General features: G+C 60.6%; 9 protein-coding genes. 6 read left to right on the forward strand and 3 right to left on the reverse strand.

Translation table 11 applies throughout. From position 1 onward, the window contains the following. Window positions 1-339: 339 nt before the first annotated feature. The gene (locus I2E45_RS01320) at window positions 340-2,427 is read right to left on the reverse strand and encodes a glutamine synthetase III family protein (RefSeq protein ID WP_195443879.1); all 2,088 of its coding nucleotides are present in this window, start codon (window positions 2,425-2,427) and stop codon (window positions 340-342) included. A gap of 426 nt (window positions 2,428-2,853) precedes the next feature. Here I2E45_RS01320 and I2E45_RS01325 point away from each other — a divergent pair, with 426 nt between their 5' ends. The 6 genes from I2E45_RS01325 (at window position 2,854) to I2E45_RS01350 (ending at window position 10,220) form a co-directional block, all read left to right on the forward strand. Beyond that, window positions 2,854-3,726, forward strand: coding sequence for a methylenetetrahydrofolate reductase (locus I2E45_RS01325; RefSeq protein WP_195443881.1), 873 nt, complete (start codon window positions 2,854-2,856; stop codon window positions 3,724-3,726). Further along, complete coding sequence (locus tag I2E45_RS01330; protein WP_195443883.1) at window positions 3,726-4,514, forward strand: hypothetical protein; 789 nt, start codon at window positions 3,726-3,728, stop codon at window positions 4,512-4,514. The genes I2E45_RS01325 and I2E45_RS01330 overlap by 1 nt, the downstream gene beginning before the upstream one ends. Before the next feature lie 9 nt (window positions 4,515-4,523). After that, window positions 4,524-7,082 (forward strand): homocysteine S-methyltransferase family protein, encoded by a 2,559-nt coding sequence (locus tag I2E45_RS01335; protein WP_195443885.1) that lies wholly within the window; start codon window positions 4,524-4,526, stop codon window positions 7,080-7,082. A 108-nt stretch (window positions 7,083-7,190) separates the two neighbouring features. After that, window positions 7,191-8,555, forward strand: a complete 1,365-nt coding sequence (locus I2E45_RS01340; RefSeq protein WP_117843357.1) for a PFL family protein — start codon at window positions 7,191-7,193, stop codon at window positions 8,553-8,555. Between the two features lie 523 nt (window positions 8,556-9,078). Then, on the forward strand, window positions 9,079-9,762 hold the full coding sequence (locus I2E45_RS01345; protein WP_229058774.1) for a hypothetical protein: 684 nt from the start codon (window positions 9,079-9,081) through the stop codon (window positions 9,760-9,762). 158 nt (window positions 9,763-9,920) lie between these two features. After that, window positions 9,921-10,220: a YhbY family RNA-binding protein gene (locus I2E45_RS01350; protein WP_006234690.1), complete on the forward strand. Its 300-nt coding sequence runs from the start codon at window positions 9,921-9,923 to the stop codon at window positions 10,218-10,220. 69 nt (window positions 10,221-10,289) lie between these two features. Here I2E45_RS01350 and I2E45_RS01355 read toward each other — a convergent pair whose 3' ends face one another. Both I2E45_RS01355 and nagB read right to left on the reverse strand, forming a co-directional pair. Further along, window positions 10,290-13,289 carry an AfsR/SARP family transcriptional regulator gene (locus I2E45_RS01355; RefSeq protein WP_195443889.1) on the reverse strand — a complete coding sequence of 1,000 codons (3,000 nt, stop codon included), beginning with the start codon at window positions 13,287-13,289 and terminating at the stop codon, window positions 10,290-10,292. Window positions 13,290-13,737: 448 nt separating this feature from the next. Beyond that, window positions 13,738-14,466 carry a glucosamine-6-phosphate deaminase gene (nagB, locus tag I2E45_RS01360; RefSeq protein ID WP_195443890.1) on the reverse strand — a complete coding sequence of 243 codons (729 nt, stop codon included), beginning with the start codon at window positions 14,464-14,466 and terminating at the stop codon, window positions 13,738-13,740. Window positions 14,467-14,602: the final 136 nt, after the last annotated feature.

Consider the following 14,602-nt stretch of genomic DNA (forward strand, 5'->3'; position numbering starts at 1 on the left):
GTCTCAAGAAGGAGTAACATCGGGACTTGCAGCGACGGACCTCAGGACACTCTTACACCACGTCTGCGCGCGCGACCGTCAGGCGTCCTACGGCGGAAAAATTGCAGACGTTTATCGGCTAAGTACTTGGACATATGTTGCGTAACACTACATATTTTGCAAATAAATAATGTTACAGGACTTGTGACAGTACTCATATTTGACGTTTTTTGCCCATAGCCCTTTATACCTAGGCAAATCGGCGGCAAAACGGGCTTCAAAGCGTCCTTCGCAAACAAAAACCGGGGCCCGCATGATGCGGACCCCGGCTCAATACCGTGACGATATGTCAGTTACGCCCTACACGTAGAACAGGATGTCGTCGTAGGTCGGGACCGGCCAGTAGTCGGCTGCCACGATCTCCTCCATGGCGTCCACGGCGGCACGCAGCGCATCCATAGCGGGAACGACCTCGTGCGCGTACACGTTGGCCTGCTCCTGGCCATCGAGGGCCTCAGCCTTCTGATGCACGGCGTCGAGCGCCTTGATGGAGTCGTTGATGGTGGTGATACCGTTGCAGAGCTTGTTGAGCGTGTTCTGCTCGCACTGCATGGCGGCCTCGGCACCGGCGGCACGAATAGTCTCAAGGCCCTTAGCGACCTTGGTGGCATAGGCGGTAATGACCGGGCGATAGGTACGACGCGCCTCGCGAACCATCGTGGTGGCCTCGATGTTCATGAGCTTGTTGTACTTCTCGAGCTTGCAGTCGTAGCGGCACTGAGCCTCGGCCTTGGTCAGGACACCCGTCTCCTCAAAGAGCGCGATAGCCTTTTCGGAAACAAAGGCGGGCAGGGCGTCGGCCGTGGTCTTGTTGTTGGCAAGACCACGCTTCTCGGCCTCAACGGGCCACTCGTCGGAGTAGCCGTCACCGGAGAACAGGATGCGCTGGTGGTCGGTCAGGACCTTCTTGCAGTACTCGAGCGCGGCGTCCTGGAACTCATCCTCGGGCGTACTCTCAAGCGCGTCGGCGAAGGACTTGAGCGACTTGGCCACGGCGGCATCGAGCACCAGGTTGGAGTCGGAGACGTTCTGCTCGGAGCCGCAGGCACGGAACTCGAACTTATTGCCGGTGAAGGCAAACGGGGAGGTGCGGTTGCGGTCGGTGTTGTCCTGCATCAGCTTGGGCAGGGTATCGGCGCCCAGGTCGAGCACGCCGCGCGTGGCATGGACGGAAGCCTTGCCATCGATGATCTTCTCGACGACCTCGGTAAGCTGGTCGCCCAGGAAGATGGACATAATCGCCGGAGGAGCCTCGTTGGCGCCCAGACGATGATCGTTGCCGGCCGAGGCAACGGAGGCACGCAGGAGCTCCTGATAGTTATCGACGGCCTCGATCACCGCGGTGAGGAAGACGATGAACTGCAGGTTGTCGAGCGGAGTGTCGCCCGGATCGAGCAGATTCTCGGATTCGGTGCCAAGCGACCAGTTGTTGTGCTTGCCCGAGCCGTTGATGCCCTCGAAGGGCTTCTCGTGCAGCAGGCAGACCAAGTCGTGGCGGGAGGCGATGAGCTTCATCTTCTCCATCATGACCAGATTCTGGTCGATGGCCTCGTTGACCTCGCCATAGACAGGGGCGAGCTCATGCTGGCAGGGAGCGACCTCGTTGTGCTTGGTCTTGGCGGGAATGCCAAGCGCCCACAGCTCATCGTCCAGGTCCTTCATATAGGCCGAGACGGTGGGGCGGATAGCGCCAAAGTAGTGCTCCTCGAGCTCCTGGCCCTTGCAGGGAGCAGCACCAAAGAGGGTGCGACCGGTGATGACCAGGTCCTTGCGCTTGCGATAGGCGTCCTTCTTGATCAGGAAGTACTCCTGCTCGTCGCCCACGGAAGGAACGACCTTCTTGGGGGTCTTGCCAAACAGCGCCAAAACGCGCTTAGACTCACGCGAGAGCGCGGTCATGGAGCGCAGCAGCGGGGTCTTCTTGTCCAGGGCCTCGCCCGTGTAGGAGCAGAAAGCCGTGGGGATGCACAGGACATCGTCCTTGATAAAGGCGGGGCTGGTGGGATCCCAAGCGGTGTAGCCACGGGCCTCGAAGGTGGCACGCAGGCCGCCGTTGGGGAAGCTGGAGGCGTCCGGCTCGCCCTGGATGAGGTTCTTGCCCGTAAACTTGGTAATGGCGGTGCCGTCGTGGTTGGGCTCCAAGAAGCTGTCGTGCTTCTCGGAAGTAATGCCCGAAAGAGGCTGGAACCAGTGCGCGTAGTGCGTCGCGCCCTTGGAGATGGCCCAGACCTTCATGGCATGGGCAACGGCGTTGGCCACATCCAGGTCGAGCGGCTCACCGCCCTCGAGGGTTGCAGCAAGGCGCTTCCAAATGTCCTTGGGGAGGTAGTCCTTCATGACTTCCTCAGAGAACACCATGGTCCCGAAGCGGTCAGTAAGTTCGGCCATACGGAACTCCCTTCGTATCGGCACCGCGTGAGAAGCGGTGTTGATTACTAACGAACGAGTCATAGCTTAGACTCGCCGTGTTTCCGCGACATTACCGTTATGTTGCCGTCGCGAAACCAATCAATGAGGTTACCCTATCGAGGCGGCGTTGCCACCCTCAACAGCCAATCAACTGTATAAATAGCAGACCTCTCCCCATGGTTTAAGGGTAGTCAATTTGGGATGGAGCTCTATTAACTGGTATTTTGCATCAGATACCAGTCTTTATAGTCCGTGCCTAGATTAGCCGCTCTGTTATAGAGAAAGCCGATAGCAAGGCATCTTTGATTGGTATCCTCAAATAGCGAATGAAACTCCACCGTGGCACAGTGGTGCTGTAGAATCCTTACAACACATCACACTATTACGTATCTAGAGGAGCACGATATGCGCGTCGACGAGGTTTTTAAGCAGGCAGCATCCCAGGACACCGCGCCCATTTCGTTTGAGATGTTCCCGCCCAAGGGCGAGCTGACCCTCGACACGGCTCGCGAAGTGGCAGGCAATCTGTGCAAGCTTTCGCCGAGCTTTGTCTCGGTCACCTGCTCGGCCGGCGGCTCGGGCAACGGCGCCACCACCGCCCCCATCGCGCATATGATTACGAGCGAATTCGATACACCCTCGGTGGCACACCTTACCTGCGTGGGCCGCTCGCACGCCGATATCGCCGCCAAGATCGACGAGTATCGCACCGCCGGCGTGGAAAATATCCTGGCCCTGCGTGGCGATCTCCCTGCCGGCGCAACCGAGGACGACAAGCCCGCCTCCGACTACGCCTACGCCCGCGACCTCATCCCCGAGCTCGTCGACGCCGGCTTTTGCGTGGGCGCCGCAGCCTACCCCGAGGGCCACATTGCCTGTGAGGATCTCAACCTCTCGGTCGAACACCTCAAGCAAAAACAGGACGCCGGCGCAAGCTTCTTTGTGACGCAGCTCTTCTTTGATAATGAGTGCTTCTACCGTTTTCGCGAGCTTGCCGACAAGGCCGGCATCACCGTGCCCATTACCGCGGGCATCATGCCGTTTATGGGCAAGTCGCAGATCAGCCGCATGGTCTTTATGTGCGGCGCGTCGCTGCCCTCCCCCGTCATCAAGATTCTCGCCAAGTACGAGAACGACCCCGAGAGCCTGCAGGCAGCTGGTGTAGATTATGCAGCCCGCCAGCTTTGCGACCTCAAGGAGCACGGCGCTGACGGCCTGCACCTGTACACTATGAACCGTCCTGCGATCGCCGCGACCATTATGGAGCGCCTGGGGTAATGGAAAAACCGCACATCGATACAATCGCTGTCGAAGTGCCGGCCGACCTTGCGTCGCCGGCGCTCTACCGTATCAATGCTGCGCACCATCCCCGTGTCGACCGTGCCGAGATGCTGCGGTATCTGGGTTACGGCGGCCAGCAGATTGAGCCCGAGCTGTCGCAGCGTATTGAGCTTGTGGTCGAGCGTCTGGAATTGGACATTGAGCCCCGTGGCGTGCGCCGCGTGTTTGCCGTCGATGCCACGGGTGTGGACGAGCAGGGAGAACCTTGCATTCGCCTGGTTGGCACCAACGTTGAGCTGCGCGGTCGCGATATCTATCGACATCTCAAAGACGCCCGCTTTGCCGCACTCATGGCATGCACCCTCGGCATGGACGCCGAGCGTCGCCTGCGCACCACGGGAGCCCAACATCCCCTGGAGGGCGCCGTGCTCGACGCCGCGTGCTCCGCTTACGTGGAAGCCGCCGTTGAGCAAATGGACCAGCAGGTCAAGACGGACGCCGCCGTTCATGGGCTCGCCGGCAACTGGCGCTTTAGTCCCGGCTACGGCGACTGCCCGCTCTCGGCCCAGCGCTCGATCGTCAATGCGCTCAACGCCACGCGGCTCATCGGTCTGACCGTCACACCCACCAGCCTACTCATGCCCACCAAGAGCGTGACCGCGGTGATCGGTCTGTTCGAAGGCGAAGTCCACGACGCCCAGAGCCGCCCCACCTGCAATATCTGCCGCATGCGCGAGCACTGCCGCTTCCGCGCCGCCCACACCACCTGCTATTCCAGCCATTAGGAGCCCTCGATGTTTACTCCGCTTATCACTCATGATTCTGACGGCACTGCATTGGCGGCACCTGTTGATGCCGCACGTCGCAACGGTGCCACGTACAAGACGCGCACGATCGACGATCTGCGCATTAAGGACGATCGCCTGCGTGCGGCCATCGATGGCACGGGACACCTGCTGTTCGACGGCGGCATGGGCACCATGTTGCAGGCCGCTGGCATGAAGGCGGGCGCCCTGCCCGAGCTGCTCAACTTTGAGGAACCCCAGGTCATTACCGACATTCAGCGCCAGTACGTCGAGGCTGGCTGCGACGTGATCACCGCCAACACCTTTGGCGCCAACGCCCACAAGCTCGACGGCGCCGCCACCGTGGCAGACGTCTTTGCCGCCGCTGTCGCCTGCGCCCGCGAGGCCGGCGCCCGCTACGTCGCCGGCGATATCGGCCCCATCGGCGCGCTGCTTCGTCCCTTAGGCACCCTCAGCTTTGACGAGGCCTATGACCTCTTTGCCGAGGAAGTGCGCGCCGGCGTCGATGCGGGCGTGGACCTCTTTATTATCGAGACTATGACCGACCTGGCCGAGATCAAGGCGGCCGTCCTCGCCTGTCGCGAAAACTCCGACCTGCCCGTCTTTGCCACCATGACCTTCGAGGAAGACGGTCGCACCTTCCTGGGCACGAGTCCCGAGGTGGCCGCCATCACGCTCGATGCCATCGGCGCCGACGTTTTGGGCATCAACTGCAGCCAGGGACCGGCCGAGCTCCGGGGGCTCGCCGCACGTATGCTCACCGTTACCGATAAGCCCATTATGGTGCAGGCCAACGCGGGACTACCCCATGTGGACGACGACGGCAACACCGTCTTTGATATCCAAGCCCCCGAATACGCCGAGGCCGTCGCCGGCATGATCGCCGACGGCGTGAGCGTCGTGGGCGGCTGCTGCGGCACCACGCCGGCGCACATGGCGGCCCTGCGCACGCTTATCGACAACCACACGCCCAGCCCGCGCCGCCGCAAGCCCAGCATGTCGGTCACGAGCGCCCAAACGGTCGTGGACCTTCCCTGCGACGGCCACAAGATCGCCGTCATCGGCGAGCGCATCAACCCCACCGGCAAAAAGCGCCTGCAGCAGGCCCTGCGCGACGGCGACCTGGACTACGTTGTGAGCCAGGGCATCAGCCAGCAGGAACAGGGCGCCGACATTCTGGACGTCAACGTGGGCCTGCCCGAGATCGACGAGGTCAAGATCATCCAACAGGCGACCGAACAGCTCCAGGGCTCCACGCTGCTGCCGCTGCAGATCGACTCCACCGACCCCGCAGCCGTCGAGGCCGCCGTGCGCCGCTACGCCGGCAAGCCCATCATCAACTCGGTCAATGGCAAGCAGCAGATCATGGATGAGATCTTTCCGCTGGTCGCCCACTACGGCACCAACGTTGTCGGCCTTACGCTCGACGAAGGCGGCATCCCCGATACCGCCGAGGCCCGCTTCGCCATCGCCGAGCGCATCGTGGCCGAGGCCGCCCGCTACGGCATCGGCCCGGACCGCATCCTCATCGACTGTCTGGTCATGACCGCCTCGACTAATCAACGCCAGGCTGAGCAGATCCTACGCGCCATGTCCCTGTGCAAGGAGCGTCTGGGCGTCAAATGCGCGCTCGGCGTGTCGAACATCAGCTTTGGCCTGCCTGCCCGCCCGCTGCTGGGTTCGGTCTTTTTGGCCGCCGCCTTCGGCGCGGGCCTGGACGCCCCCATCATGAACCCGGGCTCCAAGCGCTTTATGGATACCGTCTACAGCTATCGCGTCCTGAGCGTTGAAGACGAGGGCTCGACCGGATACATCGAGCGCTATGCCGGCTGGACCGATCCGTACAAGATCGCCGCCAACCCGGCAGCGGCTCAGGCCGCATCGAGTGATGCCGCGCCTGCTGCTGGCACCGCCGGCACTGACGGCAACGACGACCCGATTCGTCGAATGGTCGTCTCGGGCCGCAAAGGCGAGATCGCTGCCGAGACCGAGCGTCTGCTGACAGACCACGACGCTATGGACCTCATCAACAATCACTTTATCCCCGCCCTCGACGAGGTTGGCGTCCTCTTTGACCAGGGCAAGTTCTTCTTGCCGCAGCTTATGGCCTCGGCCGAAGCCGCACGCGTGGGCTTCGACACCATCAAGCGCCTGATGCCCGCCGGCGAGATTGCCGACAAGGGCAAGATCTGCGTGGCCACCGTCAAGGGCGATATCCACGATATTGGCAAGAACATCGTCAAGATGCTGCTCGATAACTACGGCTACACCGTCTTTGACCTAGGCCGCGACGTCGACCCACAAGAGGTACTCAAGACCGTCAAGGAGCGCGATATCAAACTCGTCGGCCTCTCGGCACTTATGACTACCACCGTCGTGGCCATGGAAGAGACCATCAAGCTGCTTCATGCCGAGGTGCCGGGCGTCAAGATCATCGTAGGCGGCGCCGTACTCACCCCCGAATACGCCAAGCAGATCGGCGCGGACTACTACGCCAAGGACGCCGCCGAGAGCGCTCGTATCGCCGAAGAAGTCTTCGGACAGTAACACAACGGAAACAACCGAGCACCAAAACGTGCCGCATGCGCCACTTGGCACGTGCGGCACGTTAGAATAGATAAGACTATGCTCGTTTTGGCAGATAGGAGCGCAAGGATGGCGATCACGCCCGCAGAAATCGCGGAAACCCGCGGCATGGTTGAGGAGCAGAACCTCGACATCAGGACCATCACCATGGGTGTTTCGCTCATGGGTTGCGGTGACGAGAACCTCGACCGCATGTGCACGAAGATCTACGACCACGTGACGCACACGGCTGAGCATCTGGTCGAGACCGCCGAGAACCTCGAGCGCGAGTACGGTATCCCCATCGTCAACAAGCGCGTTTCCGTCACCCCGGTGGCGCAGATCGCCGCATGCTGCAAGGATGAGGACCTCACCCCCATCGCGCATGCCCTCGACCGCGCGGCCGAGACGCTCGGCATCGACTACCTGGGCGGCTTCTCCGCACTCGTCCAGAAGGGCATCGGCGACGCCGACCGCCGCGTCATCCAGTCCATCCCCCAGGCGCTCGCCACCACGAGCCGCGTCTGCTCCAGCGTCAACGTCGCCAGCCTGCGCGCCGGCATCAACATGGACGCTGTGCTCATGGCCGCCCAGACCATCATCGATGCCGCCAAGCTCACGGCCGACCAGGATTCCGTTGGCGCCTCCAAGTTTGTCTGCTTTGCCAACATGGTCGAGGACTCCCCGTTTATGGCGGGCGCCGTCCACGGCGGTGGCGAGGCCGACGCCGTCATCAACGTTGGCGTCTCGGGCCCCGGCGTTATGGCTGCTGCCTTGGAGACGCTCCCCGACTCCGCCTCGATGATGGAGGTTGCCGAGAAAATCAAGCAGACCGCCTTTAAGATCACCCGCGCCGGCGAGCTCATGAGCCGTGAGGCAGCCCGCCGCCTGGGTGTCGAGAAAGGCATTGTCGACCTGTCGCTGGCTCCCACGCCTGCCATCGGCGACTCCGTTGCCCGCATCCTCGAGATCATCGGCGTGGGCACCTGCGGTGGCCCCGGCACGACCTGCGCGCTCGCCATGCTCAACGATGCCGTCAAGAAGGGCGGCGTCATGGCCAGCTCCAGCGTGGGCGGTCTCTCCGGCGCCTTTATCCCCGTGTCCGAGGATGCCGGCATGATCGCCGCCGTCGAGGCCGGTGCGCTTTCGCTCGAGAAGCTCGAGGCCATGACCTGCGTGTGCTCCGTTGGCCTGGACATGATTGCCATCCCCGGCGACACCCCGGTCGAGACCATCGCCGGCATCATCGCCGACGAGATGGCCATCGGCGTCATCAACAACAAGACCACGGCCGTCCGCGTGATTCCCGCCATTGGCAAGGGCGTGGGCGACTGCGTCGAGTACGGCGGCCTGTTCGGCCGTGCGCCCATCATGCCGGTGAACCCCAACGCCGGCACCGTGCTTGCCCACCGCGGTGGACGCTTCCCGGCGCCGCTGAACTCGCTGAAAAACTAGCTGAGGGGGACTGGCGAGGAGCCCCGGGGAGGGCAAATATATAAGGTCGCCTGCTCGAACAGTCCTGACTCGCACGGAGAGCACATTAAGTGCTCTCCGGCTCGTGCGGAACTCGCGATCGACCTTATATATTTGCCCTCCCCGGGGCTCCCGCACAACGGGACCTCGGTTGGGTTCTATCCCGGTTGCAGTCGCTTCGCTCCTGCACCACTTGACTGGTGCGGTGGTTTGGCGTTGGGACGGTTCTTTTTCTGATATATGCTGGTTGCGGCTCTTCTTTTTGGGGGGAGTCGCTTTTTTGTTGCTAGGAGGTTGGCCCGTGGTTGATGGGGATGCTCGCTCTGAGCTTCTTTCTGCAGATTGGAATGGCGAATGGATACGCTTGCAAGCTGATCGGCGGCGGGCTGATGATTCTTTTGAGTGGGATAAGCGGGCTCGGCATTTTCGGCCGCTTGAGACTGCTCCGTATGCCCGGGACTTTATGAAGCTGTTGGCGTTAAAGCCTGGTGAATCCGTGCTCGATATGGGGTGTGGGGCTGGGTCGATTGCTATTCCGCTTGCTCAGGCTGGGCATTCCGTGATTGCTGCCGACTTCTCTCCTGCCATGTTGGGCACGCTTGATGCCGGCATTGAGTACTATGAGCTCGAGGATCGCATTACGCCGCTTGAGCTTGCTTGGGATGATGATTGGGATTTGGTTGGCCCGGTCACGAAAGCGGTAGATGTTGCCTTTGCCAGTCGGTCGGTTACGACGACCAATCTAAAAGGTGCGCTTGCCAAGCTTGATCGTACGGCTCGTCGGCGTTGTGCTGTCACGATGGTCGCCAACTCCAGCCCGCGCTATGACCTGCACCTGATGAACGCCATCGGCGCCTCGGTTACCTGCAGTAATGGCTTTGTGTATGCTTTTAATATCCTCATTCAGATGGGTGCCCTGCCGCAGGTTACGTACTTTGAATCGCCTCGTCGCGATACCTTCGATAGCCTTGAAGCGGGCGTAGCAGATTTTTCCCGTATGCTCGAGCATGGCAACGAGGATAAGGTCGACCGTCTGCGCGACTACATCGCCCAGCACATGATTGAGAACCCCCATGCCGGTGAGCCGGGCTCCAAGGGTGTGCCGCAGGGACGCTATATGCTCGACCACGTCCGCAAGGTCCGTTGGGCGTTTATTGCATGGGAGCCGGTCTCTGCGCCCCGCTCATAGCCTGTTCGCAGCCCACGCCGCCCACTCACTCGGCATCCGCATTCTTTTTGAACTGGGCAAACGCGCTCCACACCGCGCCGTTCCTGCGCTATCGTGGGACAGCTCACGTAGATTAAGGCCCCATTGCGGGGCGCCCCATACATAGAAAGCGAGAACCCATGGCACTGACAGGAGCACAGGTCAAGCAGCTTCGCAGCATGGCCCATCACCTCAACCCCGCCATCATCATCGGCAAGTCCGATGTCAACGAGGGCACCGTCGAGCAGACGGTCGCCTACCTGGAGAAGCACGAGCTCGTTAAGTGCTCCGTGCTCGATGGCTCCAGTCTTTCCGCCCGCGAAGCCGCCGAAGAGCTCGCCGAGCGCTGCCACGCCGAGGTCGTCCAGGTCATCGGCCGCAAGTTCTCGCTGTATCGCGAGTCCTCGCGCAAGGATATCGAGAAGATCAAGCTCGTCTAAGAGCCAATGATCCGGCGAGCCAACACATAGCAAGCTTACGGGTGCCCAAGTACTTCGGGCGCCCGTTTTTTATCGCTCGACCAACACGCGATTGAGCCGCCCCTCCACTAAGCGCTCGTATAGACGCCGCGTCTCGGGCTCGGGCACGCCATTGACCTGCTCCCTTAGATGGTGCATATGCCCGCTGTACAGCTCGACGATATCGCGCCGCCGCCCCGCCGCACTGTAGACGCGCATGGCGCAGCGCACCATATCCTCACGCGCCGTTTCCTGCCGAAGCCCCGACTCCGCCAGCCAAATCGCCGACTGCAGATCGTTTTCTTCTAGAGCGGCATTTGCTCCCTTAATCATGCAATCGATGTACTTTGACTGCATAATGCGTCGCATACGCAAAAAGTAGGTGGGATTACAGCCATTGGGAACATACAGCGGTCCGGCATAAAGCTGCTCAATCTTAAGGCACAGCTCAACTAAATGGGGCCCGCGCGCACCCGTGCGATTTCCCAAAACCTCGCGGCTTATCTGGTCAAACAGCCGTACATCGGTCTTGACGTAGTCGCCGTTGAGTCCGATGCATTCATTTTGGATGAGCACACATGACTTGCCATCCGGCGTCGGTCCCAAAGCCGACCGCAAGCGCGATATCGTCGAGTACAGGTTGTTGCGGGCGCTATTGAACTCGGCATGGGGCCACAGCTCCATGGCCAGCGTCTCGCGGTCGACGAGCGCATCCATGCCCAGTGCAAGCCGCTCGGCAAGTGTCGCCGCCTTCTTGCGGCGCCACATTTTGTCCGTGATGGGAAATCCGTCGCGCTCGGCGCGAAACGCACCAAACATGCGAATCTCGATATGGTCGATAGTATCAACGGCTTCAACCTCGCCGGCCTGGAACAGGCGCTCGCCCTCTCCTTCCAAATCGTCGCGCAGCGAGTACCGCGACAGCTCGCGCACGGGAAGCTTCTTGCGTATCCTGCCCGCCGGCTCGCCCAGACAATGCATGGCAAGGCGCGCAAAGAGCCGATACGATGGCTCTAGAATCCCCGCACGATTCATGGACATCCAGGCCGCAAGATCGCTGTCTCGGCCCGCACAGGCCAAATGCAGCGCCACCATCCAGGCCTCCGCTCCACCAACCTGCGTCTGGCTTATATCGAGCAACTCCGCTTCCTCGCGCACCGAAACCATCGAGGTGTTACGCAGATATGCCGCGCGCTCCAGCAGCAATGCGTTATCGCGCATGTACGCAATCGACTCCTCGGCAAGTTTGAGCACTTGGACCGCACGGAACTTTGCATTAACCGGCCGTCCCTCTGCCAGCGACTGCCAGCCTTCTAGCAACAGCCCAAACAGCTGAATCTGGTTGTCGCGCATGCGCACGGCAAAACGATCGAGCTCGTTGAACGCCGCGTCGTCGGTTACCGGCAAGCCGGAAAGGAGCCGCCGTGCCGCCAACACCATGCGCACCCAGATAGCCATCGCCTTAAGCCCACGTACGTCGAGCGCCTCCCGCACCACCGTCATCTCGTCGTCGCGCTCGTCGGTTCCCGCAAACGACCCGTCAAAGAGCTCCACCAGCATGCTATCGGCCCGTATAACAATCCCCGCGATGTCGAGCTCGCAGTCGTAGGCCTTGCTCGTTTTGAGCTGTTGTAGAACGCCGCCGTCATTTCCCCGCTCGGTCAGACAGCGTTTGACCTCGATATGCGCAGACAACATATCGAGTGCGGTATGGGATGTCTCGATTTCTGGCACGGCCAGGTTCGTAGGGAGCCCAAGCCCGTTGTCCCCATAGCAAACAGCCGTCAGCGTCTGGGCCACCCTCCATGAAACAGGGTCTATTTCGCAGGCCGCCCGTTCGCCCCCGCGTTCGACGACCGATGCCATATAGCGAGCGAGCTTTGTATTGGACACGCTGACCGCTGCCAGATATACGCCAAGCGCTTCGGCAGGCGTTGGCTCTGGAGCCGGATCGTCGGCATCGATCGTGCCCAGCGCCGCTCGGCAGATATCGGCCCCGTGCCCCGTCAGAGCCAGATCGACCCCATACTGCCCAGCAAGTTCAAGGACCGCTTCACGGTCCAAAAAGGCGTCCGCCAGGCCCATCGCCGCATCGCATCGGCCCGCCTTAAGCAAAATCCGGGCCGCCCTCGGAACAAGTTCGGGGCGAACCTCGGCCACCAACTTACGCAAGCGCAAGCGTCCGTTATCCTCCGTGCCCAGACACGTAAAACTCCGCTCGGCGGGATCCAAGCCAAAGATCGGGTAGTCGCGCACAAAATAGGACTGGTCGACCATCGACAGCCTCACCCCGCAAGCCTCGAGTTCTGCGATATTGCCCTCGCCCATCAAAACCATGAGACATGCCACGCGAAACAGCGCATTATTGTCGAGCGAAGCCAGATCGACAAGTGCCGCGCCATATACGTTGACAATCTCGTTTTCGAGCAGACCGGCTACGTCACCTTGGCCATACAGACCCGTCTGCAATGCCGAGACGAGCTCGGGCACGCCCTGCGTGAGCTGATAAAAGTCAAGCGATGTGCTGATCGAAAACGCCGATGCCCACGCCGAATACTCATAGGCATGCACCTTGAGCATCTGCGCATTGATCTTAACCGAATCGCCCAGCCCATGAATCAGCTGACGATTTGAAGGACGGCAGGAGATAAAGACCCCTACCCCCATAGCGCGCAGCCCACGAATCCTGTCGATGAGGTCTTCGGTATCGTGCTGATCGAGGTTTGGCACATTATCAATCGCGATAAGGGAGTGCGGTTTGTCTTTGAGTTCTTCGGTAACCACCTCGAGCTGCATAAACACCTCGCGCCCAATGGCGCGATCGGCCTCGATAATCCGCACGGGGCCTCGCGTCGGGTCGCATTTAACCTCATGGGTGTACTGCAGCAGCACCGAGGTCTTCCCAAACCCGTCGGGCGCATAAAGAACCACGATGCCGGCCTTTCGGCCCTTGGCGATAAGCTCATTCATCAAGCGTTCGCGTCGCACCATATAGCCTCCGCCCAGCGGCATCAGCTCGAGGTCGTCTATACCGCTCAAATCGTTTACCATGCCCGCTCCTCAACTCGACCGTATGGACACTGTAGCCGCAAGACCATACAAGCCGCGCTATGAATAGAGCGACCTTGTGTTTTAGGTTGTCTTTTGGTACGCAAGCGGCAAGTTTTTGTACAGCGAGGGCCGATTGTTATTAATCCCCCGACTAATCGGTCTTTAAGCAGGTAAATGAGCTTGTCAGCTTGTCCCATCTAAGCGGCAGTGTAACGCAGATGAACAAGGTTCAGCCATGTCATTCAACTCGCCTAGCACCCGCTACCGTCTACGACCTTCTAGTGGCATTTTTGCATAGAATCTGATATGGAATGAATCAAGCTGTTGGACATCCGGTATTCGTCAAGCTTACGGCAAGTTTTTGGTCAAGTGGACAGAAAGGGATAGCAAAAAGGCCCCCGCAAAGCGGAGGCCTTAGGCAAGGTTATGTCGAGCCGCAGGATTCGCGCTACTCGCAGAGCGAAAGAGCGGCCTCGTCGGCAACGACAACGCAGTTGGTGTGCAGCTGCAGGATCGAAGCCGGGCACTCGGGTGTAACCGGACCATAGCACATGTCATGCACGGCCTGAGCCTTGGCCTCGCCGTTGGCGACGACCAGGATCATGCGGGCATACATGATGGTCTGGGTACCCATGGTGTAGGCCTGACGGGGAACATCGTCGATGCTGTCGAACAGGCGGCTGTTGGCCTGAATGGTGCTCTCGGTGAGGTCGACACAGTGCGTGCCCTTGGAGAAGTGGTCATCGGGCTCGTTGAAGCCGATGTGGCCGTTGTTGCCAATGCCGAGCAGCTGCAGATCCGGGTAACCGGCGTCGGCGACGATCTTGTCGTACTCAGAGCAGGCAGCGGCGGCGTCGGGGTTGGAACCGTCGGGAACATGCGTGTTGTTCAGGTCGATGTTGATGTGATCGAAGAAGTTCTCACGCATGAAGTAGTGATAGCTCTGGGGATCGTCGTGCGAAAGGCCGCGATACTCGTCCAGGTTGTAGGTGCTGACCTCGGCAAAGTCAACGTCACCCTTCTTGTACCAAGCAGCGAGCTGCTTGTAGGCACCGATCGGGGTGGAGCCGGTGGCAAGGCCCAGCACACAGTCGGGCTTGAGGATAACCTGGGCCGAGATGATATTAGCGGCCTTGCGGCTCATATCCTCGTAGTCTTTAGCTTTAATGATCTTCATTACGCGTCCTTTCTCGTACAAGAGAGGCAAGGCTCCCTTACAAGCACTTGCCCGCGGCCCGCGTCGGCCGCAACCAACGTGTGCGGCCACCAGGGCGAGGTCGCGTAATGTATGTGTCTCGTGTCTAACCGCGTCG

It is taken from the genome of Collinsella aerofaciens (assembly GCF_015555045.1).
GTDB lineage: Bacteria > Actinomycetota > Coriobacteriia > Coriobacteriales > Coriobacteriaceae > Collinsella > Collinsella aerofaciens_W.

Bases quoted from the DNA above. Each gene is read 5' to 3' on its own strand.
- I2E45_RS01355 (WP_195443889.1), bottom strand. From the start codon at position 13,289: ATGGTAAACGATTTGAGCGGTATAGACGACCTCGAGCTGATGCCGCTG.
- I2E45_RS01350 (WP_006234690.1), top strand. From the start codon at position 9,921: ATGGCACTGACAGGAGCACAGGTCAAGCAGCTTCGCAGCATGGCCCAT.
- nagB (WP_195443890.1), bottom strand. From the start codon at position 14,466: ATGAAGATCATTAAAGCTAAAGACTACGAGGATATGAGCCGCAAGGCC.
- I2E45_RS01345 (WP_229058774.1), top strand. From the start codon at position 9,079: ATGGGGTGTGGGGCTGGGTCGATTGCTATTCCGCTTGCTCAGGCTGGG.
- I2E45_RS01325 (WP_195443881.1), top strand. From the start codon at position 2,854: ATGCGCGTCGACGAGGTTTTTAAGCAGGCAGCATCCCAGGACACCGCG.
- I2E45_RS01340 (WP_117843357.1), top strand. From the start codon at position 7,191: ATGGCGATCACGCCCGCAGAAATCGCGGAAACCCGCGGCATGGTTGAG.
- I2E45_RS01335 (WP_195443885.1), top strand. From the start codon at position 4,524: ATGTTTACTCCGCTTATCACTCATGATTCTGACGGCACTGCATTGGCG.
- I2E45_RS01320 (WP_195443879.1), bottom strand. From the start codon at position 2,427: ATGGCCGAACTTACTGACCGCTTCGGGACCATGGTGTTCTCTGAGGAA.
- I2E45_RS01330 (WP_195443883.1), top strand. From the start codon at position 3,726: ATGGAAAAACCGCACATCGATACAATCGCTGTCGAAGTGCCGGCCGAC.